Source organism: Aquimarina sp. ERC-38 (assembly GCF_026222555.1).
Lineage (GTDB): Bacteria > Bacteroidota > Bacteroidia > Flavobacteriales > Flavobacteriaceae > Aquimarina.
Genome location: NZ_CP098511.1, coordinates 1,232,883 through 1,257,592, shown reverse-complemented (window position 1 = coordinate 1,257,592; position 24,710 = coordinate 1,232,883). Strand labels below are relative to the sequence as shown.

The following is a 24,710-nucleotide window of genomic DNA, read 5'->3' as shown; positions in this document are numbered from 1 at the left end:
CTATATATGAAATTTGAGAGTATAAAAATAAAAAAGTTTCAAGAAGAGGCCTTAAACAAAAAGCAAATGGAAAATATAAAAGCAAATGGTATTGCTACTGCTGGTGGACGAACGGAAGCTCCTCATGGCGCCAACGGTGCTTTGACTCAGTTCGATTATGGTTATGATGCTATAAGAGACAATGGTGATGGAACAACTAGACTAACTTTTCACAATCGAAGTAATTTTTGTACAGTTCCATGTTTATCAGATGCAATGTAAAATTCAATTTAATAAATTGGATTGAATAGATTTTGCAGAATATGATAATATTATATTGTAAAGAATCAGATCAATTTATCAATGATGTTATTAATTGGATAGATGATAGTTATGTAAGAATTGGGGAAAGAGAATTAATCAACATATCAGAATTTAATATTTTAGAAAATAATGTTTTTATAAAAGTACAAACTCCATTTATTAGTTGTACTTTATCTGATGATGTATCAAGTATTTGGATTAATGGGGGAAATATTTATAAACTACAAAATAAACTAATTAGTCAATCACAAAAAATAATTTTTGAATCTTTTGTTAATACTAAAAAGATAAAGAAAATTGGAAATTTTATTAATACAACTGAGATTAATAAAATTAATTTTTTAATCGAAGCAAGAAAACATGAATTAAATATTCCCCCTTCATTATTAACTTCATCAAAATCTTTATTGTTAAAATTTTATAAAAAATTTTATTCTACCGGAGGCATTATTTGTAAGCGGATAACAGAAGATACTTATTATGAAACTAACAACTATATCTATGATATAATTTTTACTTTTAAAATCACTAACAAAATTCTAAAAAAAATTCCTGAAAATTTTGGTTTATCATTTTTTCAAAAAAAACTAAATATAATATTTGAAGTAAGAGCAATTTATTTTAACCAAGAGTTTTATTCTGCCTCTATTCACTGTAATGAGGGTTACGAAGATTATAGGATAGAAATAATCAAAAAACAAAATAATATTAGAATTATTCCATTTAACCTTCCAAAAGATCTAGAAATTAAAATTAAATCTTTGCTTAGCGCTTTAAAATTAAATTATGCATCCATTGACCTAATTTTTGATGGAAAAGACTATTATATCCTAGAAATAAATCCTACTGGTCAAATTGATTTTATAAATAAAGCCTGTAATTTTTATTTAGAAAGAAAAATAGCGAAATATTTATCACAAAATGAGTAAAAATAATTCAAATTTAAATCCTGTTAATATTTATGGTTCGACAAAAGCAAAACAAATTATATTAGATTCTTCTCCATTGGTGTCTATAAATAAATTTCAAAACTCATATTGTAGTATTAGGAAATACTATAAACCAATATCAAAAATTATTTAGATTGAATACGAGTAAAAACTTTATATTATTTTCTAATTGTATTCTCGTAAAAGGTAAAAATCGTAGTACTATATGCGACTTAGGAAATAACTATTTTTATCTAATACCTAATTCATTATATTATATACTAAAAGAATTTAATGGATTGACTTTAGATATTATTTACAAAAAATTTTCTGAAAAGAACAATCAAATAATATCAGAATATTTTGAATTTTTAGTGGAAAAGAAATTAATTTTTTTTACAAATTTAACTAAGAAATATTTCCCGGAAATTGATTTAGCCTGGCATTCTCCAAACAAAATAGAAAATTCAATAATTGATTTTAAAGAAATTAAACATAATTATAAGAAAATCTTAAAAGAATTAGAAAACTTATCATGTGCAAACGTTCAAATTAGATTTTTTCGACATACACAATTGAAGGAAATTGAAAAAATATTAAAGTTTGTTCATGATAAAAAATTAGTTATAACTAATTTGGAATTTTTACTACCTTACGATGATAAAAATCTTGAATTTATAGAAGAATTAAAGAATCTTGGAAAAATATATCCAAGGATGAAATCTATTACTCTTTATAAAGCTCCTGTACACAAACTTAAAAATATTATACTGTCAAATAAAATTCATTACATAAAAGAAAATATTATTGATGAAAGAAACTGTGGTATAATTGATGCTAAATACTTTACATCAAATATCAGTTTATTTACAGAATCGCAAAAATATAACACTTGTTTAAACAAAAAGATAGCTATTGACAAAGATGGTAATATTAAAAATTGTCCATCTATGGAAATGAGTTTCGGTAATATTAACAATACAGATCTAGAAGACGTTGTAGAGAAAAAAGATTTTAAGAAATATTGGAAAATTTCTAAAAATAAGATAGAGATTTGCAAAAATTGTGAATTTAGGCATATATGTACCGACTGTAGAGCTTATTTAGAAGATGTTAATAATAAATATTCCAAACCATTGAAATGTGGATATAATCCAGCTACTAATATATGGGAAGATTGGAGTCAAAATATTTTGAAACAAAAATCTATTTTATACTATAAACTAAAAGAATTAGATCTCTCCCAATGAAAATTGTATTTCTATCATTAGCTTTAATTATTATATCAAATAAGACTCTTAGTCAAAACTGTCCCTATAATGAATATAAAGGTGTATTAGAGGTATCTGAAAAGGTTAATTCTAAGAAATTAAAATCAATCAACGATTCTTTAAAAAGGGTTTTTGAAATAGTGCAATTTCCCTTATCTAGTCATTTACAATATGCCATTGATATAAGTAAGAAAACAAAAGATATCGAATTTATTCATTCTATTTCCATTATACTGGCAAAAGGAGGAATTCCTAAAAAATATTTTAGAAGGTACTCTTCTTATAATTGGTATAATGAATTTAATAAAGAATTCTATATATATGATTCAATATATAGGAGTAGCTTTAATATAGAATTTAAAAAGAAAATTATAGAAATTATAGAAGATGATAGAAACTTTAATAAATCTTTTCATAAATGGAGAGCTGGTAAAGAAGAACTAACATTAAGTGAAATGATTAAGCGAGCTTCTTATATCGCCGAATCACTAGAAAATGTACTGAATAATTATGGTCTACCCATAGAAAAAAATATCGGATATTTTTTAGATCAACATAATAACATTAATAATTTACCTTTTGCACCATTAATTATTCATGTTAAACAAAGAGGTCGAAATATTGTTGAACAAGAACAAATTAAAAAGCTAGTTTGCTATGGAGTCCTAGGTAAGGAATATATAGAGATTATTCCTAAAATAAGAGGATTAAGTAAAAACTTTTCAGTGAAGGAAGAAATGACTTTAAGATTCAATAAATATAAAATGAAAAATTAATAGATTAAATATTTCAAATCCAAAGTATAATTGTCTTTTTATCAATATTTATATATTTTAGTAAGAACAGTAAATCATATTTTTCTAAATTAAATACCCGAAAAATGGTAATAACATAATAACCCATAAAGTAGTTTCGGTTATTAGTTTGTTCTGTTTTAATTCTAAATAGGAAGTGCCTATTATCGCTAATGCCGGGGTAGCTAAGAGAATACTAATCGACTTCTGTTCTGCAAACACGAGTACGATTAGAAGGGTGACTATATAATACCAGATAAAAAGGGCTAGTATTGGTTTTAACCGGGTAAGGCGTTTTTTAAAGCGGTATATATATATTGCTAAGAAAAATAGACTGCAAAGAATAAAGCTGGCAATTCCAAAAATTTCTTGTGCTGAAAATTGAAAGTTTACACTGCTAGCGGAAACTTGTAGTGAGGCAACATCAAATACCGTCCAATCGTTATATACTACTAAGTGAAAACAGAGCGACATCATAGCTACTACCCCCAGGCCTACAAAAGGAATGAGCCAGTTGCGATATTCTTTACGACCGTAGTACCAAATTCCTACATAGATTAAAATAAGGGTAAAAATGCACCAGGAGTATGCTAAGGTTGCTATCCCAACACAAATGGATGCGTTAAGGATCTTGCTCTTATGATAGCGAAGGTTGGACAAACTAGTAATAAAATAGATTGCTAAAACCATAAAAAGGTTAGCTATACTTATTGCCGGATTAATTAATCCATATGGAAATAGTGAAATTAAAAATGTAAATAATACAATGGTTAGGGTATTATAAGAAGTAATCTCGTTCTTTTTTACCATCCTATTTACTAAAATCATTGCTAACAAGTAACAGAAAAAACTGCTTATTAAATTTATAACCGTATCGGGTTCAAAGTTAGTTGTATACTGCACCACCGAACTGATAAACATAATAAGCATATAAAAACTTACCAGGATAAAATTTATAGGTTTTGATTGATTAAAAAAGCTTGTTAACACCTTTAATTTTTATATTTTTGCAATGAAAATTTTAAATCTTAAAAATTAGAATTTACAACGAATTTATATAATGTTTTAGTTCTAATTTTAAAAATAAACATTTCTGGTTATGCAAGATCTTTTTGAAGCTATTGAGTATTTATTTGTTGATGTTCTTTTTAAGCCTTTTGATAGTCTAAGAGCTATGGAATTAGATACCTGGTTTTTTGCAAATATTATTAACTGGTTATTTGTGCTTATTGGTTTTGCTGCATTGTTTTACTGGTTGAAACAATTGAAAATTTTTAATGATAATAATGAAGAAAACAGGGATCCCAAAGCACATTCTTTTTTAGGATAATCCGTTTTTTTAATCTACAGGTCAAATCCTATATCTTTTCTATAATTTATATTTTCAAACTGTATTTGTTTTAAGGTTTTATATGACTTTTTTAGTGCGCCTTGAAATGTGTTGTCTAAGGAGGTAATTGCCAGTACTCTTCCTCCATTGGTAAGTACATTTTCTTCTTCTTGTTTTGTCCCTGCATGAAAAACAATACTATCACTTTCTACATCTAAGCCGGAGATAACCTTTCCTTTTTGATAAGCTTCGGGATATCCACCTGAAACGGCGACTACCGTGGTTGCACTACGGTCATCGATATCTAATTCTACTTTATCTAAGGTTTGATTTGCAGTACTTTCTAACAGAGCTACTAAATCATTTTTAATTCTGGGTAAAACTACTTCGGTTTCCGGATCTCCCATTCTAACATTGTATTCAATTACTTTGGGTTCGTTATCAACTTTAATTAAACCAATAAAAATAAAACCTTTGTAATCAATTTGATCATCAGATAATCCTGCTATGGTAGGTTTTACAATATTTTCTTCAATTTTTGACATAAATTCAATGTTAGCAAAAGGCACCGGTGAAACTGCTCCCATACCCCCAGTATTTAAACCGGTATCTCCTTCTCCTATTCTCTTATAATCTTTGGCTGTAGGCAAAATTTGATAATTTTTACCATCAGTTAAAACAAAGACACTTAATTCTATGCCGTCTAGAAATTCTTCAATAACTACTTTGCTACTGGCTTCTCCGAATTTTTTGTCAAGCAACATTTCATCCAATGCGTTTTCAGCCTCTAATAAATTATCAAGGATTAAAACGCCTTTACCGGCAGCTAAGCCATCTGCTTTTAAGACGTAGGGAGGTGTAAGAGTCTTTAAAAACTCTTTGGCATCCGTAATACTTTCTACTGAAAAGCTTTGATATGCTGCGGTAGGAATGTTATTTTTAATTAAAAACTTTTTTGCGTATTCTTTACTTCCTTCGAGTCGTGCTCCTTCTTTTGAGGGTCCGATCACCTTAACATGATTGATTTGTTCATCTTCCTGAAAGAAATCCACAATACCATTAACTAAAGGATCTTCAGGTCCTATTACTACCATCTCTATTTGATATTTGAGTACAGCTTCTTTTATTTTTTTAAAATTTGTTACTCCGATTGGGAGGTTTATTGCAATCTGATCGGTTCCTGCATTACCGGGAGCCACATATAGATTGGTACATAATGTACTTTGAGAAAGATAATAGGTGAAGGTATGTTCTCTACCACCGGAACCTAAAACTAGAATGTTCATTGCTGTCTTGCTGATTAGAAGCGCCAAAAATAGAATTTTGACTCTTGTTTTGCTAATTATTTTTTAGAATAGTTCCTAATAATACGGCTACTCAATATGCTTCGTTTTTTAAGTAATAACGGAATAACGATAGATAAAAAAACAATACCATTGAAACGAACTAACATGGATTCAAATAGTAGGGAGAGAAATAGAATTAGAAATACACAAAATTCGTTTCTACTACGGCGCAACTGGTAGCCTAATACTATAAAAATGACAAACAAGGTAACAAGCCCTAATATGCCAGTTTGTAATGCTGTTTGCAAAAATTGATTATGTGCGTTATACCCCTTTTTATAGTTATAATTAAATCCGTTTTTTTTATAAGCTTCTTGTAATACTTGATTAGCATCTCCTACTCCATAGCCCAGTAGTGGGGCTTCTTTAATGAGCCCTAAACTAGTTTTCCAACTGATAACTCTTGTTTTTTCTAAGGAAACTTTATTAGGACTACTTAAAGTATTCAGTTCAAACAATTGGTGATAAAACCTGGAGATACCTGGATTATTAAGAAATATAATTGCAGTCAGAAGAAATATAATGGTAATAAGGTATCTATGTTTTTTTTGTTTTATTCCCCCAATTAAGATTATTGAAATTATAAAAAGTATTAAGTAAGCTGTTTTTGAAGAAAGTAAAAAGAGGTAGGTAAATAATAACAGGTAAATGAGTAGCCTGGTTTTACTTTCTATTTTATTTTTAAGATAAAAGCTTAAAACAAGGAGTATGTAAAGCGATGTATAATTGGATTCAATTAACCTTGAAAAATTAAATTGGGTTATATGTTGCCAATTACTATTTACAATACTTTGAAATACATTATTTTCGGAATTAAATAAAATTATCAATTTATCGTAGAGAACCATACTACTATTGATAAAAAAGGATAGCATTAACCCCCAGAGCATAAAATTAAATAGTCGCTTAACGGTTGTTGCATCTTCTTTTACGTATAAAAAGATCATAGGAAATAAAAGCAACGATAAAGATCGCTGTATCAAATTTAAACCGTCCTTTAAATTTTCAGTATAAATAAGGCTTATACAGAGTATCGTAAAGTATAGGGGAAATAATAGAATACTTTTATTTTCTTTTATGGAACTGCTTTTTTTCCTAAGAATATGTAATACCCCTAGAATAATTGCTATAATAAAGAAAGGGTTTGAGAGGTTTATCCCTAAGGGTAATAAAAAGAAAGCTATAAATAAGGAATTCCAGAAAGTAGTAAGTACCCAATCGTTTTCATCTTTGTAAAATATTTCTGAAAAGTTATTGATATAATTTCTAAAAGTCATAGGTAATTCTTACCGTTGAAATATCTCTATTTTTCTTCTACTATTGGAATAGTTGTTATTGAAGTTGTTTAGTTTGTATGCTAAATTAACATTAAATAACCTGAATCCTCGCGTTAAAAAGCCTTGTCTTAACTATGGGCTATACTTGTTTTTTACTTTAATCTTTAATTTTTTCTTTATCACTCCTCAATGCGTTCCTATTCCTTTAGTGATAAAGCTTTGCTAATACGCTTTTTCATGTCCTTTAATTAAATGTACCGTGGTATCAAAGATAATTTTAAGGTCTAATAACAGGGACCAGTTTTCTATATAGAAAATATCATATTTAATACGGTTGATAATATCTTCATCATTTTCTACTTCTCCCCTGAATCCTTTAACCTGTGCTAAACCGGTTATCCCTGGTTTTACGGAATGACGAAATACGAAGTTATATTTATTAATTTTTTTAGCATACATCTCGGTATACGATAACATATGTGGCCTAGGACCTACTACGGACATATCTCCGAACAATACGTTAATAAATTGCGGAAGTTCGTCAATACTGGTTCGTCTTAAAAACTTTCCTAGTTTTGTCACTCTTTGATCGGATTTTTTTACCTGATCCAGGTCGTCAAATTCTTCTGATTTCATAGACCGGAATTTATAGCAAACGAATTCTTTATAGTTAATTCCGTTGCGTTTTTGACTGTAGATAAGTGGACCTTTTGAATCTATTTTTATTAGGATATATAACAGGGGAACTAACCAAGATAAAATTCCAATAATGATTATTAATGAAAATAGGATATCAAATAGTCTTTTAAAGAAGCGATTGTTTGCGTTGTTTAAAGAAATTTCCGGTATGGATAATATAGGTAGATATTCGTAATAGTCAGTTTTTAATTTTTTAGATAAGATTTGCTGATCGTTGGGTATAAATTTTAACACACATTGTTTTTGATCGGCATAGGTTACGTATTTATTGATTACGCTATCACTTACCTCATCTACGGCACAGTAAATTTCGTCTACTCTTTCATTCTTTAAGTATTGAAAACTGTCTTTTATCGTATTTGAAAGCTTATCAGAAAAGACTTTTGCTACGTGGTATCCTAAATCCCTGCGTTTTCTGAAAAAAGTCTCGAGTTGCCTGGCTCCTTTTGTGCTTCCGATGATAATAATTTGGCGATTATTACCTCCCAGATAGGAGCGATATCTTCTTAGTAAATTATAGACCAGTATTTTGAACAATCCGACCAGTACGATAACACTACTTACGTAATTAAAAGTAGTGGTAATACTGACTTCTCGTACCCGGAATAAGCCATAATAAGCGTAAATCAGTATTAGAAAAAAGATGGCTTGTTTTACTAATAAGGATATAATTTTTAATATCCGGGTAAATCGATACACTTCGTAAAAGCGCAATAATACGGTAGAAACAATCCAGGCACCTATAAGATATCCTAAGAATTTGATGTTAATAATAAAGTGAAGAAAGTAATACGCTAGTCCAACAACCAGAAGCAGGTCAATGCTTATAGAGATTGGCCTGATTAAATAAGAGTATCCTTTTCGAGTTGGGTGCATTTGTTATTAAATAATTCATTCAATATGCTTTGTCTTCTCCTTTGATTGCATTTATAACGGTTAAAACCACTATTTTAATATCTAAAAGAATCGACCAGTTTTCTATATAAAATATATCATATTTTACTCTATTTACTATATCCTGATTATTTTCTATCTCGCCACGGAAACCACTCACCTGAGCTAACCCTGTGATCCCTGGTTTTACAAAGTGCCTGACCATAAATTTATCAACTTTTTGAATAAAGTTTTCATTATGTTTTACCATATGCGGTCTAGGACCTACAACTGACATATCTCCTTTGAGAACGTTAATAAATTGAGGTAATTCATCTATACTGGTTTTTCTAATAAACCTTCCAATTCTGGTCACTCTATAATCCTGCCTAGTCGTTTGTTTTTGATCATTACCCGGTCTCATAGAACGATATTTATAACAGTAAAACTCTTTGTAATCTAATCCGTTTCTACGTTGTTTAAAGAAGATTGGTCCTTTGGACTCTAATTGCATTAAAATAAATAATAAGGGTGTTAACCAACTTAAAATAAATAAAAGAACAAATAGTGAAAGTACAATATCAAATCCGCGTTTTGTTATAAAATTTATTGGATCATCTAAAGGAATTTCTCTAAATGATAAGATAGGAACGTATCGGTAATAATTAAAATTTAATTTTTTTGTAAAAATTTCTTTATTATCCGGAATAAATTTTAATACTTTTAAATTATTGTCACAAAAGGTTACAATCTTTTCTAATTGTTTGTTAGATAATTCTGCTACTGAACAATATAATTCATCAATATTGTTTTCAATTACATATTCAAAACAGCTTTTTAAGGTAAAATCCTGATCGTTTACATTGAACTTCTTTTTAAAAACATAACCAAATTCTTCTTCTTCTTTAAAAATTTCTATTAACTGACTTGTTTTTTTATTATCTCCAATTACTATTACTTTTCTAAGATTACCACCGAAGATTATACGATATTTTGCCAGGAAATTTTGTAATACGTATTTAAGTATGGAAATACTTAAAAAACAGGCTATATAATATTTTGCAATTTCTATCCTGCTTATTTCCGGTTGTTTAAATACTCCTATAAATGCGTAAAGTATGAGAAGGAAAACCAGAAACTGTCTGATCAATAAAGCAAAGGTTTGAGTGAATTTGGAAAAGCGGTATACTTCATAAAATTTGTTTTTTATCGAAAGTACAATCCACATGATAGTAATGTAGATCGCAAAAATTGCTTTTTCGTAAAGGTTAGTTTGAAAGTAATATATTAAAAGATTAATTATTGTAAGGTCAATAATATAAAATAGGGGTTTAATATATATGGAGTATCTCCCAACTTTGGTTCTCATTCTTAACTTTCAAAACTTCTATGCTCACTTTTATATAGATCTTGATTTGATAAAGATTTAAAATATGCTAGTGTTTTTAATAAGCCTTCTTGCCTGGTTGTCATTGGTTCCCAACCTAAAATAGTTTTAGCCCTGGTAATATCCGGCTGTCTTTGCATCGGGTCATCTACAGGTAATGGTTTGTAAATGATTTTTTGATCAGTATTTGTCAGTCTAATAATTTCTTTTGCAAAATCTAAAATAGTAATCTCGTTTGGGTTGCCTATATTCACAGGGTTTACATAATCACTGAATAGTAGCTTACATATTCCATCAATTAAATCATCTACATAGCAAAAGGACCTTGTTTGCAAACCGTCTCCAAAAACGGTTAAGTCTTCTCCTCTTAAGGACTGACCAATGAATGCCGGAACTACCCTCCCATCATTTAGCCGCATCCTAGGTCCGTAGGTGTTAAATATACGGGCAATTCTTGTTTCTAACTTATGATAGGTATGATATGCCATGGTTAAGGATTCCTGAAAACGTTTGGCTTCGTCATAAACGCCTCTAGGGCCGATAGTATTTACATTTCCCAGATAATCTTCGTTTTGGGGATGAACTAGTGGATCTCCATATACTTCACTTGTTGATGCAATTAAAATGGTAGCTTTCTTTTCTTTGGCTAAACCTAATAAGTTATGTGTGCCTAGTGATCCAACTTTTAGGGTTTGAATTGGTATTTTTAAATAATCAATAGGACTTGCCGGTGACGCAAAATGAAGAATATAGTCTAGTTTACCCGGAATATGAACAAATGTAGTTACATCATGTTCATAAAAAGTAAAGTTTTTTAATTTAAATAAATGTTCAATATTTTTAAGGTCTCCTGTGATCAGGTTATCCATGGCAATTACTTTGTAATCCATCTGAATAAACTTGTCACAGAGATGTGATCCCAAGAACCCGGCGGCTCCGGTAATTAAAACTTTTTTCAAATAATTTTATTTTAAATTCTGATACTGCTAGACCTGTACTCTTATAGCAATACCTTCTATTGACTAAACTTACCAAAAATACTTTGAATCTATGGTAAGTTTAGTCTAAATATTATCTAATAAACGTTTAGATTTTATTAAATTTAAACAGTAACGTTCTTCCTACCTACGGAGAAGTACGAAATTTGTTCTTTTTCCAGATCTAAGTTGTCGTATAGGTTACGTCCGTCAAAAATTACATTATTGCTAAGTTTTGACTTGATTTTATTAAAATCGGGAGTTCTAAAAATACTCCATTCTGTACAGATAATCAAAGCGTCTGATTCATCCAAAGCTTCATACATAGTGTCTACAAAAGTAATTTTACCGGTATATTTTTTAGCTACATTATCCATAGCTTCCGGATCAAAAGCTTTTACTTTAGCTCCTTCTTCCAGCAATTTGTCAATGATTTCTAATGCTGGTGCTTCTCTTATATCATCAGTTTGCGGTTTAAACGCTAATCCCCAAACTGCAAAAGTTTTACCTTTAATATCTCCGTTGAAGTAGGATTTTATTTTAGGTAATAAAACTACTTTTTGAGCTTTATTCACGTTGATCACGGATTCTAATAATTGAAAATGATAGCCATCCTGATTCCCGGAATTATGAAGTGCTTTTACGTCTTTTGGAAAACAAGAACCTCCGTAACCTATCCCTGGAAACAAGAATCGTTTTCCAATTCGGGAATCGGTTCCCATTCCAATTCTTACCTTGTCTACATCTGCGCCTACCTTCTCACAGTAGTTTGCAATTTCGTTCATAAACGTAATCTTAGTTGCAAGGAACGAGTTGGCTGCATATTTTGTAAGTTCGGCAGATTTTTCATCCATAATTATAATTGGATTTCCGGACCTAACGAAGGGTTTGTACAATTTTTTCATTAAATCAGTTGCTCTTTCAGAACTTGAACCTACCACAATTCGCTCAGGTTTTAAGAAATCATCAACAGCAAAACCTTCCCTTAAAAATTCAGGATTAGAAACCACATCAAAATCAACTTTAGCATTTTGAGATATCACTTCGTTCACTCTATCTGCGGTACCTACCGGAACGGTGCTTTTATCTACAATGACCTTATATTCTTTAATCAATTTCCCTATTTGTTCTGAAACTCCCAGAACATAAGATAAATCTGCTGCTCCATCTCCACCATCAGGAGTAGGCAGTGCCAAGAAAATAATCTCCCCGTGATCCAGACCTTCTTCAAGGGAAGTAGAGAACTTTAAACGGTTGGCTTTAATATTTCTTTCAAAGAGTACGTCCAGATGAGGTTCATAAATAGGAACTTGCCCATTCCTCATTTTTTCTACTTTTTCTTTATCAATATCTACACAGATGACTTCGTTACCTGTTTCTGCCAAACATGTTCCTGTTACTAAGCCTACATATCCGGTTCCTATTACTGATATTTTCATGGTTGCTTTTTAAATTTTTGATATTTATCTTCTACAAATTGTTTTATTTCTTTTTCAAAGCGTTCTTTAGAAAATTTTAGAGAATGTTTTCTTATCGTTGCATAGTCAAAACTTAGTTTTTCAAATTCTTCTACAGCATTAATAAGACTATCTACACTTTGATCATTGAAAAATATTCCGGTAACTTTTTCTATAACCGTCTCTTTTAATCCACCTTTACCATATCCAATTACTGGTGTTCCACATGCTTGTGCTTCAACCGGAATAATCCCAAAATCTTCTTCGGCTGCAAAAATAAAAGCTTTTGCATACTTTAAGTAGTTTTTAAGTTTTTTTAAACTAGTAAATCCAACAAATTCAATGTTATCACCTGCGATTTTTCTTATTTTTTCAAAATCAGGTCCATCTCCGGCTACAATTAACTTTTTAGTTTTTAGCTTTGAAAATGATTTGACTATTAAATCAATTCTTTTATAAGATACCATCCGGGATGCAGTAAAATAATATTCTTGCTTCTGGTCGCTAAATTCAAATTCTTTTACATCAACCGGAGGATAAATAACGGTAGCTTCTCTATTGTAAACTTTCTTAATTCTACCAGCTATGTACTTTGAATTAGCTATAAAATGATCAACTCTGTTTGAGTTAATAACATCCCAAATTCGGATTTTATTTAATACATATTTTGCATACATTCCTTTAATCCCTGTAGTAAGATTAGCTTCTTCTAAATACTCATGATAAAAGTCCCAGGCGTATCGCATCGGAGAGTGACAATAGCAAATATGTAATTGATTTTGATTAGTTAGTATACCTTTTGCGATAGAGGCAGAAGAACTAATAATTAGTTCATACGGTCTTAGATCCAATTGTTCTACCGCGTACGGAAATAACTGTAAAAACTTTCGATGATTTTTCCTGGCAGTAGGTAAATTTTGAATAAAACTAGTACTAACTTTCTTGTTATTAAGTATATATTTTCTGTCTTTTTCTGAAAGAAAATCGATTAATGCAAATTGATCTAAGTCTGACCAAATGTTATTTATTGAATGGATAACTTTTTCTGCACCACCATTTACATAATACCAATCGTGCACCAGTGCTTTTTTCATGAAATAAAAATAGACATTTTCAACATTTAGAAATTAACACAAATAACAAAAAACTATTTGTACATCCCTGCTATAGGTTGACCACTTTTAAATAAAGTGATTAATATATGAGAGCAAATTTAAAGAGTATTCAGAAGAGAAGAAAATATTCTGAGGATTTTAAAAAACAATTGGTCAGTGACTTTGAATCGGGTAAGTTCAGTGTCCCACAATTGGAGCGGATACATAAGATATCCCGCTCAAATATCTACAAATGGATTTATAAATATTCTACCTTTAACGAGCATGGATCAAGAGTTGTAGAGATGAAACACAGTAGTTCGGAGAAGTTAAAAGAATTAGAGAAAAAGGTTAAAGAGTTGGAAGCTGCCCTGGGGCGTAAACAAATCAAGATTGACTATCTGGAGAAGGTGGTGGAGATAGCCAAAGATGAACTTAACATCGATATTAAAAAAAACTTCAACACCCCACAATTAGGTGGTTCCAAAAGCATCAGCAAGTAATGGGTTATTCATTAAATAAGCTATATAACGTTGTAGGTATTAGCAAACAAGCCGTACACCAATACGCTAAGCGCCAAGAAGTCTTTGATCGGAAGATTGAGGGCTTAGTAGTAGAGGTAGATGAGTTGCGCAAAGACTTTCCGGGTTGTGGGGTAGAAAAGATGTACGATATACTACAACCTAATTTTATTGGTAGGGACAGGTTTGTAGAAACTATGATGTTATTGGGCTATAGGCTCAAGATCAAGAAGAACTATAAAAGGACGACTATTGCCGCTAAGGTGTATTACCCTAATTTAATTAAAGGGATGGAAGTAGCTGCACCGTCAGTAATTTGGCAAAGTGATATTACTTACATTCTTATTTGTGGGAAGCATTATTATGCAGTCTTTATCATTGACGTTTATACAAAGAAAATTGTAGGTTACTGCCTATCGGACCATATGCGTGCTACGGCTAACCTAAAAGCTTTACAAATGGCACTAAAGGACCATAAACCACCAAAGGTACATCACTCCGATAGGGGCGGTCAATATATCTACAAAGCCTATATCAAGCTTTTAGAACAACATGACTGTAGGATCAGTATGGCACAATCTGCCCAAGATAACGCTTATGCAGAACGTATCAACAGGACTATCAAAAGGGATTATCTTGACTACTGGGAGATTAAAACCTTTGATCAACTAAAGAAAAGAATGAAGCAAGCTGTCAACCATTACAACCATGTAAGGACACATAACAACATCGATAAGAAAACGCCAGTCCAGTTTGAAGAAAACTTTCCTTCAATAAACAAAGATCAAAGGAAAACAATAACTATTTTTAACAATGAAATATAAACCTAAAAGCGGTCAACACTATTTAGGGATGTACAATTTTTGGTAAAGTGTATTTTTAACGTAAAAATATTGAAATTCTTAATAGTAACCTGATAAGGATATTTCGCAATTCATAACGGAATTATTTTTAGTATATTTAGATTTTTGAAGTTCTCAAACTATTGAATCAGAATTTTATCTGTACGCCATTATTCGTTAATTATTTTCCTTATTTTAGTTTGCACATTTTACCAAGTTTATAAAATTCATTTTAGCTCTATCTTAAAAGTCGTAAAACTGTAAAGAATTAGAGTTAGTAAACATTACTAGTATTGAATAATAAATTGAAAATTTGAACACAAGAATTAAAAAAAGTTTAAAATCTTTACTGATATTTTTTCATTTAGACCTAACTAAAAATTTAAAATATGATAGGCTAACAAAAAAAATTTTAAAAAAGGTTCTTACTAATGAATCCAATTGTATTGATATAGGGTGTCACGAAGGAGAAATTTTAGAAATAATCTGTAAACATTCGCCTGGAGGTTCTCACGTAGCCTTGGAACCAATTCCATTTTTATACGATAAATTAGTTGAGAAATTTGATAACAGAAATGTTGAATTTTTACCTTATGCGCTATCAAATACTGAAAAGAATACAACATTCAATGTTGTTAAAAATGCTCTAGGTTATAGTGGTCTAAAACAAAGGTCTTACCAGGTAAAAAAACCTGAAATAGAAATAATTGAAGTTAAAGTCAAAATGTTGGATACAATTTTGAATGGGAAAACTAGAATTGATTTAATTAAATTAGATGTGGAAGGTGCAGAGTTCAATGTTCTGAAAGGTGCTGAATCGACATTAAAAAAATTTAAGCCCATTGTAATTTTTGAGTTTGGATTAGGTGCAAGTGAATTTTATAATGTTAGTCCAGTTGAACTTTACAATTTCCTATCTGAAGAAATTGGTTTAAGTCTTTTTACGCTTAATGCTTTTATAAAATCAAGACCGGCTTTAACTCTACAAAACTTTGAAAACCATTATAAATTAAATGATGAATATTATTTTATCGCCTCCCCTTAAACGTTTAATTATATGGTTATATTTTAAAAAGAAAGGTTTATATATGTTAGGTAGCTTGTAATTTGAAAATAATAAGTTTTTTGCTTCACTCTTTTATCAATAGATGCAGGATCAAATATTGTCTCATTTATTGCCTAAACTTGATTTGATAAAAAACAAGGAATTAAAGAAATTAAAAAATATTACTCCAACCTCCCTTTCAAATAAATTTTCTGTAAATAATCCAAGAACAACTATTATCAGAAAAGATATATACATTTTGTCGTTATTTACAAAAAAATAGAGTAAAAAAGTAATGAAAATTACGAAACCAAAAATACCTTTCGACATCCATTCATGTAAGAATTGATTATGCGAATTGTACTTAACTTTTGAAAAATCATCGTAATTACTATATTTAAAATTTTGGTAACATTGATCTAATTCGTTCTGGACATTACCTAAACCAACGCCCAAAAGCCATTTTTTTTCTAATATTTTATAACTACAATAGTAAATTCCATATCTGAAATTTACTTTGTCTGATTTTTCGTTAAACTCTGGCATGCTGAATTTCATTTCTTTTAATTCATCAAATCTTCTTTGTACTGGAGAAAGCATAGATGTTACAGTGACAAAAAGAAGCATAATAAGAACTACCATAATTGAAGTTCTCCTTTCTATAGAATTAAATATATAATAGCAAAAAGCAAGAATTGTAGAGAATATTGCCATCCTTGCAGAAAATAATATTATTGAAAAAATTAAAAAAACAATACCTAACATTAAAACCATTTTGAACTTTAAAGTATAATCCTTTTTTAAAATTAGGTGTAATATTATAATACAGGAGAAACCATACACAATGCCTAGATAAGGTAAATGCATTCCCGTAACATCACTGAAAATATTTCTAAATATTGGATTGTAGTATGTATCTACATCTAACATGTAACTAAACCCTGTATCAATTATGTACATCCAAACATGAACTGCGGAAAAAATAGTTGCTACCGTAAAAAAAACTAAAATTTGTAGCGTATTTTTTGTTAAAATAAAATCTCTGAGAAGAAAAATAGCAATTGGGAAAATTATAAAAGGTAATTTTAAAATTAAATCTTTTGCTCCTTCATCATTATAATCAGAGAAAAAGAAATAAGAAAAAACGCATAATAAATAATAGCTAGAAACGAAAGCTACCGTAAGAATTTCATTTTTTCTAAGACGATAACGTTTATATTTAATAATAAAAAAAATTGCGGTTAAAGTCCAAAATATCATTGTAAACTTAGCAAATTTCAAACCCGTTATTGGAAAAGTAGCAATAGCAATTAATAGTATGTTGAAAAATTTTTTACTTCTTTCCAAAATTTTTGTTTTACATTTATTTATGCAAATTAAAACCTCTATAAATTAATTTTGTATTTGTTCCTTCAAAATTTTTAAATAATGATTGGATTTTAAATGATTTTGTGCCTTTTCAACCATTTCTTGATTATCCTTTGCAAAAGATTTTTCTATGCTTTCTATAAACTGATCTTTATTATTTGCAAGAAAAAACATTTCTTCTTTAACCAAACCTATCCCCTCTGCACCAATTGATGTGGTAACTAGTGGTAAACCTTTAACTATAGCATTAATTGACTTTAATTTAACTCCTGCTCCATGAAAAACAGGATTTATAAATACTGAAGCCAATGTATATATTTTTGTAATATCTTTTAAATTTAAATAAAGATCCAATCTATTGTATCTCCCAAATTTATTTTTGAAATAATCTTCTGAACGATTTCCGGTACTACCACAAATTAATAATCTATAATTTGAATACATATTACTAATCTTATCATGTATATTTTCCAAATACCATAAAATACCAAAAAGATTATTATCCATAAATAAGGCGCCTACGTACAAAACAGTATGATTACCCAAGCTTTGTTTTAAAAAGGTATCATTAATTGGGGGGGGGAGATGTACACTTTTAGATTTTTCACCTTGCTGTAAATAATTATTTAATTCATCTAAAGAAATAAACCACAACTTGTTAGATTCCCGGTAAATATGCTTGGAATATGATTCATATTTTTTTGCTTCCCACCGATAATAAAATTTTTTAAAAAAATTAGAAGTACTTCTTGCCAAGTTTTTAAAAAATTTTGCTTCATTATTATGAACTCTAAGAATGGTTTTATTTCTTTTTAAAGTCTTATTTTCTAGGATTTCTCCGACGCTTTCTGATTCTAGGACTACAATATCATAATGTCTTTTGAATTGTATACTTTTAAGTTCTTTCCTGGAAACTACTTGTAAAGGCTTTCTATGCAATAAATAAAATGGATTATTAACCCGCTTTACGTTTCCAATAATTTCAACATGCTTTTGTACAACTAAAAGGTCTTCTTTCTTTGGTAGGGATTTATAAGTATATATTAAATCAACTTCGCAACCTAGCTGCTTTATTCCCTTGATTCTTTCCCATATATCAAATGTTCCTCCAAATAACGTAGGATAGGGAAAATAACCTGAAACAATTAAAATTCTTTTATCAAACAAGGACTTTACTTTTAATTTTTTTCTGTAATACATCTAAAAAAGCCATGAAAAACCAAACTTCATATTTAATAGAAAATGTAACGTACAATAAACTACTTAATATTACATATAATAAAGGAATACGAATAAATGCTAACTGCTGAATTTTTAGTTTTGAAAAATAAATATATCTCTTTATAAAAAAAATAAAATAAAATAACAGAAATGGAATACCGCCGAAAACTAAATTATCAAAAAAATAAGTCTTTGAAGATAAGGATTTAGTATCATTTAAGTATAATTTGACCTCCTCCAAATTAAAAGGACTCATAATATCAGAATTAATCACATCTATTAAATTATTAGGATAAAAACAAAGATAAGGACCCCAACCAACACCCAAAGGGTGATAAGCAAACGTACTAATAGCAGATAAATAAGAGGAAAACCTTGTGCCAAAAGTTATACTTGAATATAATTGTTGAAACACAAATTCTTTTAATGAAAAGAATAAGGTTATTCCCAAGGAAAAAATACAAACAATACCTATTATTAAAAATTTCCTGGTTTTTTTATTGTTATATAAATATTGAATTAATAAAGGTAACGCAGATATTAAAAAAACTAAAAGGTAACCTTTAGACTCGCTTCTTATACTGTAGAAAATAATAAAAAAGATTGATGACAGATAGGTAACTAGCATCACTATTTTTCTTTTATCCAAATAAGTAACAAGATACATATTTAGAAAAGAAATTATAGTGATAATACTACCAACCCAACTTTCTTCGTAAGTTAATAATCGAATTCTCCAATATTTTAAATCATTGGAATGTATATAATCCATAAATGTATCTAATTTCTTAGAGTAAAAAGCTTCAAAAATTATAAATACTATTAGGAAAACTTGTAAATAAAAAAGTGATTTGAAGAACGTATCAAACCTAAAATCTTTCTTCTCTAAAAAAGTATAAAAAAATTGGTAATAAATTAGTGCAACTATAGGATATGTCATCATTTTAATAGTTTTAATTATAAGGTTCTCTCCTAAAAAAATTAGCTGGTTTTGAACTATTAAAATGTATGTAATATGAATAATTGAGATTACCATTAAATATATAATGTACGTAATAAATAACTTAGTATAATTAGAGATCTTTATTTTCTTTGAAAATAACAAATAGAGTAATAAGAAAGGGGAAATGAAAACAATGGGAGATCTCGCGATTTCTCCAAAAATATTGACTAAAGGAAAATCTTGATATACTGATAACAGAAGTAATAGAAAAATTAAAATTGCTCTAAGATTCATTTTTCTTTACTAAGGTTTTTAAAAAATTATATGTCAGTCTAAATTGAAATCTTCTTAATCTGTTACTAATAATTATAATACTACCTATCCAAAAAGAAGTAGTGTTTTTAAAAAATTTATTGTAAAAAATTTTTCTGCTTTTAAAAATATTAATTTCAGAAAAATAACTTCTTTGTCTATAGTTTGACGAAGATCCTATAGCTCCTCCTTCTTTATGATAAACAACTGCTCCCGGACACCAATCAATAGTCCATTTTTTCTCTTTTGCTCTATAAGTCCAATCTAGTTCTTCAAAATATAAAAAATAGTCTTCACTCAATATACCAACATCTTCCAAAAAAGAATTTGTAACAAACATAGATGCGCCAACTACATAATCAATATTTGGAAACATTTCTTTCTGGGTTGAATCAGGTTCTCCTTCCCCAATATGTTTGGATACAAATAATTTATTATTAAATTTTCCACCAACTGCTTGTATTATCTCCGGATTATAATAATACAAAAGCTTACTTCCCAAAATACCTATTTTCTGATCTGCATGATCATTAAAAAAATTGATTTGTTCATTGAGAGTATTATCCTTTATTACCGTATCATTATTTAGTAACCAACAAAATTTGAAGTCTTTTCTTCTCAAAATATATCTTAAAGCTACATTATTACCAGCAGAAAAGCCAAGATTCTCATTGGCTTTTATTACTAATAAGGTTTCATCCTGGAACCGAAATTTACTCTCTTCTTCAGACAAGTAGCTATATGAAAGTGGTTTGGCCACTAGAGGATAAATTAAATTATTGAATGACGTTTTTATTTTTAAATGGTCCTCACCTTTGGCCCATTTTTTAAGATTTATTATTGATTCTTCATTAGGAGAATTATCTACGACTATAATTTGATAATTTTTATAATCAGTTTTAAGTATACTTTCTAGACATTCAATAGTGTCTCTCCAATTTATATAATTTAAAATTATAATATAAACTTTTTCTCTTTCCATAAGTTACTTTAATCTCCATAACCTATTTATCATTCCTAAAAAATTTTTAAAAAGATATATCGGATTTTCTTTAAAAGCAGCTTTTAAGAGTAAATTCTTATTATAGATAGGAACTGATTTTTTAAAAAGATATAAAGCTAAGATACGAGATAAAATATTCTGTTTTCTGGACTTTTGATAGGGTTGCATTTTACCAAGTTGCTCTTCAGTAATTATTTTATCTTCCACTACAAGATAATTGGCACTTTGAGCTTGTTCTATAAGTTCAGCTCCATTCTTATTTCTTATAATAATGAGACTTTTTCCTTCTTTTTCTTCAAAGGAGGGGTATCCATTTTCAGAAGATTCCCATGCATCAGCGCAAGTGATATCTGCGAACTCTCCGGTACCATCAGCACAAATTTTACATCGGAATTGTAAATAACGATTCAAAACCGTTCCCCAAGACTCGTTATAAGTGATTTTATGTGTTCTATCTTCTTTATCTACAATCTTGAAATAGCCTGGCCATCCCTCTCCCCTATATTTAAGAGATACTACGTTCTCTTTTTTTAATTTAAAATTGTTAATAATATGATCTGTACCTTTCTGACTAGGTACACCAGCACACATAAATGAAAGTAGGTACTTTATTTTTTTATTTGCAACTTCATCTACCTTCATATAATTTCTTACTCCTAATATATCGCATGGTTTTCCTATAATACCAATACTATTATGGTTCTCAATAGCTCTTTTGATTTGTTGTAAAGTGGCAGATGGAGCATATCTGGAACCTGTATTCTTTTGAACTTCATTACTGCTATAACTAATTTTAGGCTCATTGAGATAGGGTAACTCTTCTGAAGCGCCAATATGCAACAAACATTCTACTTTTTTCGAATCTAGTAAGTACGATCCCAAGGCGGTTAATACACCTCCTGAAGACCCTGAATATCTTACTTCCGGATTTTTAGCAAAACCAGACGTCATATGTAAGTACGGTCCCCATAAAGTACTGTAGTGATCAATATTAGGATGTTCCGCTTTAATTCCAGGACAAATATTTTTAAAACGATCTTGCTCCTTCAAGGATAATTTGTCGTGAAAAGTAGGTCTTAGAAAACCTTTATCATCGAAAGAAATAGAAATCTTTTTTGTTTCAAATACAGATTCGCACAAACCGCATCCGGCACAAAGATTGTCTTTCAAAACCATCTTTTCTATTTCCATTTTAAGATTGTAGTTTAAGTAATTCCCTAGTGTTTTCTTTTATTAAATCTAATTTGGTATTTTCTCGTAAGTTTATTTTTTTTAAGATGTTATCAGACAATACCTCAATTTCGGTTTTTTTAATTTCGCTTACATTATAAACATTATTTTGTTGTTTGAACATTTTAAAAGTTCCTTCAAATTTGTAGCTATATGCCAGACCGATCGTAGGCACTGAGGTTGATAATGCAGCTATACAAGAATGCATTCTAGATCCTATAAAAAATTCAGTTTGTGAAATAACATATTTCAGTTCTTGTGCATCATAATCCTCATTTAAAAATGATATTTTGTTAGAATCGTATTTATTATCATTTAAGAATAATTTAATAGCTTCGAGATCGTCCTCTACATTCGGAGTATTCTTGTTATACGTATGGGGAATTAATAAAACCTTATAATTACTAGTTATTATTTTATTAACGATAACAGTTAGCAGTTCAACATAATTATCGTATTTCCCCTCCATACTTTTATAATTCTTTAAATACATAAGTCCGTTAACATTAATACCTATAGTATTTGATGCTACTTCAAAATCAACTTCTTTCGGAGTCATATAAACTGCCATATCAATAGCTAAAGTCTTTTCCTTTCTTAACTTATCAATAAATTCAAATGCTTTTGTGTCCCGTACGTAAAGCTTATCCAGTTTCTTAATAATATGCCCACCTAGTTTTTGTCCTAAAAAAGTATTAAAGGGTCCAATAGTTTGTGGTAAAAATATTAACGGCTTTTTCCATAATAACATTAGTTTTGAATCGCTAAAATGCCTGAGAATCCTTTTAAGCCCATATATATCGCTAAAACTATCCCCTTCATTAATATCATACGCTATATCTTGTGAATTTATAAGAAGCGAAATTTTTGAAGTAGGTTTTCTATTAAATAACTTATATTTATAAGCCTCAATTATACTTCGCTTGATATCATTTTTTGAAAAGTAATTTATACGAACTACAACTTCTTTTTGTTTAACTTTTACTGTAATACTTTTTGAAACTCCATCACCTAGACATAGTAAATTAATAGTAGCATCCCAAGTATTACTTATTAAAGTAATGGCTCCTATCCCTAAGGCATTAACTCCTTTATTATCACTTTCTAGAGATGCTCCCAATAAAATTACATTTTTTTTCTTCATTGTAATAGTTATATCAACTTTGTCAAAAAATTTTCAATTCTTTATTTTGACGGAGAATTAATTCTTAGCACACTTACTATTTTTTAATAAAAATGTACTAGTAAACTAATCCTAACAAAAACAAAAGTCGTCATTTATTTTTACAAAAGATAAAACTATGAATATAAGTTGACCAGATTTATTAAAGTAACGATTTATGTATTTTATTATACATATATAGGTATCTTACAGCTGTATAAGTATAAAGTACTATATATGAAATTGTAACTCCCAGAATGCCATAAAGGTGAATTAAACAGAGCCCTGATAATAGGGATATAATAATAAATTCAATATGAAATTTAGATTTTTGTTTTTGCCTTTTATGTACTACCATTATAACAGCTAGAATTGATGCGAATATGAATATGGTATAAGCAATTAAGAGCATCAGGATTGGTAGATATGCATCAGCATAGGCTGCTTTTTTATAAACCAAAAGAAGTAAATCTTTACCAACAGTGATGAAAATAAGAAAGATAACTATATTAAAACTTATAATTTTAAACCCAACTCTAATAAGGGCTGTTCTTAAAGCTCTAATATCATCTCGAATACTTAAAAATTGTGGATAGTTAGCTTGTAAAATTGAAACGGATATTAAAGTTACAATATTAGAAATGGAAAAAGCTACTTGATACCGTGCTAATACTTCTTCTGACAGAAGTAACGAAGCAATCACGGTAGGCGCCATCATGTATATAGGGACTGTGATTGTAGTTAATCCATAGTATTTTAAATCATTGCCTATTTCTTTCAACAACAATACCATTGACTTTATTGATTTTATTTGAAATTTTACGTACCTAGAGTGGATTAATACTACGACAATATAGGCTATATTAAGAAATATTAAATAACTATATATCTTGCTATCAAAATAATAGCAGAGTAAAGAAATTACAATAAACAATACTCCGGATACTATATTGGTTACCGTAATAACTTTAATTTGATTAATTGCTTGATAATAGGAAAGAAGAATATTGTAAAGATGAACTTCAAAATATATTTTTAAAAGTACCAGTATGAATAATTTTATGTTCTCAATTGGAAGAAAGATACTTCCTAAGGTAATCGCTATAAATATGAGTATGGAAAGATTAGAGAATTTTTTAAAGTTATCTTTTCCAGTAATATTATCTTTGGAATTAACTAATAAATATTCGCTGAAACCGAAATTAGTTATTAATAAAAGTATCCCTATAATATTAATATAGGATGAAAAAACACCCATTTCCTGGAGAGGAATACTTCTGGCTAATAAGACCATTAGAAGATAATTAGCTCCTCTTTTTATAAGAT

The 24,710-nt window shown here is 29.2% G+C and carries 23 protein-coding genes; 8 read left to right on the top strand and 15 right to left on the bottom strand.

All coding sequences use genetic code 11. From position 1 onward, the window contains the following. Positions 1–6 precede the first annotated feature (6 nt). The 4 genes from NBT05_RS05355 (at position 7) to NBT05_RS05340 (ending at position 3,279) form a co-directional block, all read left to right on the top strand. A complete protein-coding gene (locus NBT05_RS05355) occupies positions 7–261 on the top strand; it encodes a hypothetical protein (protein WP_265772436.1) in 255 nt (84 codons plus the stop codon). 41 nt (positions 262–302) lie between these two features. Next, on the top strand, positions 303–1,232 hold the full coding sequence (locus NBT05_RS05350; protein ID WP_265772435.1) for a hypothetical protein: 930 nt from the start codon (positions 303–305) through the stop codon (positions 1,230–1,232). A gap of 155 nt (positions 1,233–1,387) precedes the next feature. Then, positions 1,388–2,482: a grasp-with-spasm system SPASM domain peptide maturase gene (gwsS, locus tag NBT05_RS05345; RefSeq protein WP_265772434.1), complete on the top strand. Its 1,095-nt coding sequence runs from the start codon at positions 1,388–1,390 to the stop codon at positions 2,480–2,482. Further along, the gene (locus NBT05_RS05340; protein ID WP_265772432.1) at positions 2,479–3,279 is read left to right on the top strand and encodes a hypothetical protein; all 801 of its coding nucleotides are present in this window, start codon (positions 2,479–2,481) and stop codon (positions 3,277–3,279) included. The genes gwsS and NBT05_RS05340 overlap by 4 nt, the downstream gene beginning before the upstream one ends. A gap of 84 nt (positions 3,280–3,363) precedes the next feature. On the opposite strand, the gene NBT05_RS05335 is transcribed toward NBT05_RS05340, so the two are convergent. After that, positions 3,364–4,218: a DUF6427 family protein gene (locus tag NBT05_RS05335; RefSeq protein ID WP_265773215.1), complete on the bottom strand. Its 855-nt coding sequence runs from the start codon at positions 4,216–4,218 to the stop codon at positions 3,364–3,366. A 178-nt stretch (positions 4,219–4,396) separates the two neighbouring features. Between NBT05_RS05335 and NBT05_RS05330 the strand changes: the two genes are divergently transcribed. Then, positions 4,397–4,627, top strand: coding sequence for a DUF6341 family protein (locus NBT05_RS05330; protein WP_265772430.1), 231 nt, complete (start codon positions 4,397–4,399; stop codon positions 4,625–4,627). Between the two features lie 14 nt (positions 4,628–4,641). On the opposite strand, the gene purD is transcribed toward NBT05_RS05330, so the two are convergent. The 7 genes from purD to NBT05_RS05295 form a co-directional block, all read right to left on the bottom strand. Further along, positions 4,642–5,913: a phosphoribosylamine--glycine ligase gene (purD, locus tag NBT05_RS05325; protein ID WP_265772429.1), complete on the bottom strand. Its 1,272-nt coding sequence runs from the start codon at positions 5,911–5,913 to the stop codon at positions 4,642–4,644. Between the two features lie 56 nt (positions 5,914–5,969). Continuing rightward, positions 5,970–7,250, bottom strand: coding sequence for an O-antigen ligase family protein (locus NBT05_RS05320; protein WP_265772428.1), 1,281 nt, complete (start codon positions 7,248–7,250; stop codon positions 5,970–5,972). Positions 7,251–7,472: 222 nt separating this feature from the next. Then, positions 7,473–8,825: an exopolysaccharide biosynthesis polyprenyl glycosylphosphotransferase gene (locus NBT05_RS05315; RefSeq protein ID WP_265772427.1), complete on the bottom strand. Its 1,353-nt coding sequence runs from the start codon at positions 8,823–8,825 to the stop codon at positions 7,473–7,475. A gap of 19 nt (positions 8,826–8,844) precedes the next feature. Then, positions 8,845–10,191: an exopolysaccharide biosynthesis polyprenyl glycosylphosphotransferase gene (locus tag NBT05_RS05310; RefSeq protein WP_265772426.1), complete on the bottom strand. Its 1,347-nt coding sequence runs from the start codon at positions 10,189–10,191 to the stop codon at positions 8,845–8,847. Between the two features lie 2 nt (positions 10,192–10,193). Then, entirely contained in the window at positions 10,194–11,168 is a 975-nt protein-coding gene (locus NBT05_RS05305; RefSeq protein WP_265772424.1) for a UDP-glucuronic acid decarboxylase family protein, read from the bottom strand. 143 nt (positions 11,169–11,311) lie between these two features. Then, positions 11,312–12,625 (bottom strand): UDP-glucose dehydrogenase family protein, encoded by a 1,314-nt coding sequence (locus NBT05_RS05300; protein ID WP_265772423.1) that lies wholly within the window; start codon positions 12,623–12,625, stop codon positions 11,312–11,314. Further along, the gene (locus tag NBT05_RS05295) at positions 12,622–13,737 is read right to left on the bottom strand and encodes a glycosyltransferase (RefSeq protein ID WP_265772422.1); all 1,116 of its coding nucleotides are present in this window, start codon (positions 13,735–13,737) and stop codon (positions 12,622–12,624) included. The genes NBT05_RS05300 and NBT05_RS05295 overlap by 4 nt, the downstream gene beginning before the upstream one ends. Before the next feature lie 107 nt (positions 13,738–13,844). Here NBT05_RS05295 and NBT05_RS05290 point away from each other — a divergent pair, with 107 nt between their 5' ends. The 3 genes from NBT05_RS05290 (at position 13,845) to NBT05_RS05280 (ending at position 16,145) form a co-directional block, all read left to right on the top strand. After that, the gene (locus NBT05_RS05290) at positions 13,845–14,240 is read left to right on the top strand and encodes a transposase (RefSeq protein ID WP_265770345.1); all 396 of its coding nucleotides are present in this window, start codon (positions 13,845–13,847) and stop codon (positions 14,238–14,240) included. Next, positions 14,240–15,082, top strand: a complete 843-nt coding sequence (locus tag NBT05_RS05285) for an IS3 family transposase (protein WP_265770344.1) — start codon at positions 14,240–14,242, stop codon at positions 15,080–15,082. Before NBT05_RS05290 ends, NBT05_RS05285 begins: the two co-directional genes overlap by 1 nt. 331 nt (positions 15,083–15,413) lie before the next feature. After that, positions 15,414–16,145 carry an FkbM family methyltransferase gene (locus NBT05_RS05280; protein ID WP_265772421.1) on the top strand — a complete coding sequence of 244 codons (732 nt, stop codon included), beginning with the start codon at positions 15,414–15,416 and terminating at the stop codon, positions 16,143–16,145. Between the two features lie 123 nt (positions 16,146–16,268). Here NBT05_RS05280 and NBT05_RS05275 read toward each other — a convergent pair whose 3' ends face one another. The 7 genes from NBT05_RS05275 to NBT05_RS05245 all read right to left on the bottom strand — a co-directional run bounded on the left by NBT05_RS05275 (position 16,269) and on the right by NBT05_RS05245 (position 24,678). After that, positions 16,269–17,492 (bottom strand): O-antigen ligase family protein, encoded by a 1,224-nt coding sequence (locus NBT05_RS05275; protein WP_265772420.1) that lies wholly within the window; start codon positions 17,490–17,492, stop codon positions 16,269–16,271. A gap of 45 nt (positions 17,493–17,537) precedes the next feature. Beyond that, positions 17,538–18,680, bottom strand: a complete 1,143-nt coding sequence (locus tag NBT05_RS05270) for a glycosyltransferase (RefSeq protein ID WP_265772419.1) — start codon at positions 18,678–18,680, stop codon at positions 17,538–17,540. Further along, the gene (locus tag NBT05_RS05265; RefSeq protein ID WP_265772417.1) at positions 18,673–19,677 is read right to left on the bottom strand and encodes a hypothetical protein; all 1,005 of its coding nucleotides are present in this window, start codon (positions 19,675–19,677) and stop codon (positions 18,673–18,675) included. The genes NBT05_RS05270 and NBT05_RS05265 overlap by 8 nt, the downstream gene beginning before the upstream one ends. A gap of 283 nt (positions 19,678–19,960) precedes the next feature. Next, the gene (locus tag NBT05_RS05260) at positions 19,961–20,971 is read right to left on the bottom strand and encodes a glycosyltransferase family 2 protein (RefSeq protein ID WP_265772416.1); all 1,011 of its coding nucleotides are present in this window, start codon (positions 20,969–20,971) and stop codon (positions 19,961–19,963) included. Between the two features lie 3 nt (positions 20,972–20,974). Further along, positions 20,975–22,183: a Coenzyme F420 hydrogenase/dehydrogenase, beta subunit C-terminal domain gene (locus NBT05_RS05255; RefSeq protein ID WP_265772414.1), complete on the bottom strand. Its 1,209-nt coding sequence runs from the start codon at positions 22,181–22,183 to the stop codon at positions 20,975–20,977. 1 nt (position 22,184) lies between these two features. Further along, positions 22,185–23,366 (bottom strand): polysaccharide pyruvyl transferase family protein, encoded by a 1,182-nt coding sequence (locus tag NBT05_RS05250; protein WP_265772413.1) that lies wholly within the window; start codon positions 23,364–23,366, stop codon positions 22,185–22,187. 181 nt (positions 23,367–23,547) lie between these two features. Continuing rightward, positions 23,548–24,678, bottom strand: a complete 1,131-nt coding sequence (locus NBT05_RS05245; protein ID WP_265772412.1) for an oligosaccharide flippase family protein — start codon at positions 24,676–24,678, stop codon at positions 23,548–23,550. Positions 24,679–24,710 lie beyond the last annotated feature (32 nt).

What these genes read in the sequence shown, in the direction of transcription:
- NBT05_RS05330 (WP_265772430.1), top strand. Translation starts at nt 4,397, where the DNA reads ATGCAAGATCTTTTTGAAGCTATTGAGTATTTATTTGTTGATGTTCTT.
- NBT05_RS05245 (WP_265772412.1), bottom strand. Translation starts at nt 24,678, where the DNA reads ATGGTCTTATTAGCCAGAAGTATTCCTCTCCAGGAAATGGGTGTTTTT.
- NBT05_RS05260 (WP_265772416.1), bottom strand. Translation starts at nt 20,971, where the DNA reads ATGGAAAGAGAAAAAGTTTATATTATAATTTTAAATTATATAAATTGG.
- NBT05_RS05300 (WP_265772423.1), bottom strand. Translation starts at nt 12,625, where the DNA reads ATGAAAATATCAGTAATAGGAACCGGATATGTAGGCTTAGTAACAGGA.
- NBT05_RS05265 (WP_265772417.1), bottom strand. Translation starts at nt 19,677, where the DNA reads ATGATGACATATCCTATAGTTGCACTAATTTATTACCAATTTTTTTAT.
- NBT05_RS05315 (WP_265772427.1), bottom strand. Translation starts at nt 8,825, where the DNA reads ATGCACCCAACTCGAAAAGGATACTCTTATTTAATCAGGCCAATCTCT.
- NBT05_RS05310 (WP_265772426.1), bottom strand. Translation starts at nt 10,191, where the DNA reads ATGAGAACCAAAGTTGGGAGATACTCCATATATATTAAACCCCTATTT.
- purD (WP_265772429.1), bottom strand. Translation starts at nt 5,913, where the DNA reads ATGAACATTCTAGTTTTAGGTTCCGGTGGTAGAGAACATACCTTCACC.
- NBT05_RS05290 (WP_265770345.1), top strand. Translation starts at nt 13,845, where the DNA reads ATGAGAGCAAATTTAAAGAGTATTCAGAAGAGAAGAAAATATTCTGAG.
- NBT05_RS05285 (WP_265770344.1), top strand. Translation starts at nt 14,240, where the DNA reads ATGGGTTATTCATTAAATAAGCTATATAACGTTGTAGGTATTAGCAAA.
- NBT05_RS05340 (WP_265772432.1), top strand. Translation starts at nt 2,479, where the DNA reads ATGAAAATTGTATTTCTATCATTAGCTTTAATTATTATATCAAATAAG.
- NBT05_RS05255 (WP_265772414.1), bottom strand. Translation starts at nt 22,183, where the DNA reads ATGGAAATAGAAAAGATGGTTTTGAAAGACAATCTTTGTGCCGGATGC.
- NBT05_RS05320 (WP_265772428.1), bottom strand. Translation starts at nt 7,250, where the DNA reads ATGACTTTTAGAAATTATATCAATAACTTTTCAGAAATATTTTACAAA.
- NBT05_RS05350 (WP_265772435.1), top strand. Translation starts at nt 303, where the DNA reads ATGATAATATTATATTGTAAAGAATCAGATCAATTTATCAATGATGTT.
- NBT05_RS05355 (WP_265772436.1), top strand. Translation starts at nt 7, where the DNA reads ATGAAATTTGAGAGTATAAAAATAAAAAAGTTTCAAGAAGAGGCCTTA.
- NBT05_RS05295 (WP_265772422.1), bottom strand. Translation starts at nt 13,737, where the DNA reads ATGAAAAAAGCACTGGTGCACGATTGGTATTATGTAAATGGTGGTGCA.
- NBT05_RS05335 (WP_265773215.1), bottom strand. Translation starts at nt 4,218, where the DNA reads ATGTTTATCAGTTCGGTGGTGCAGTATACAACTAACTTTGAACCCGAT.
- NBT05_RS05250 (WP_265772413.1), bottom strand. Translation starts at nt 23,366, where the DNA reads ATGAAGAAAAAAAATGTAATTTTATTGGGAGCATCTCTAGAAAGTGAT.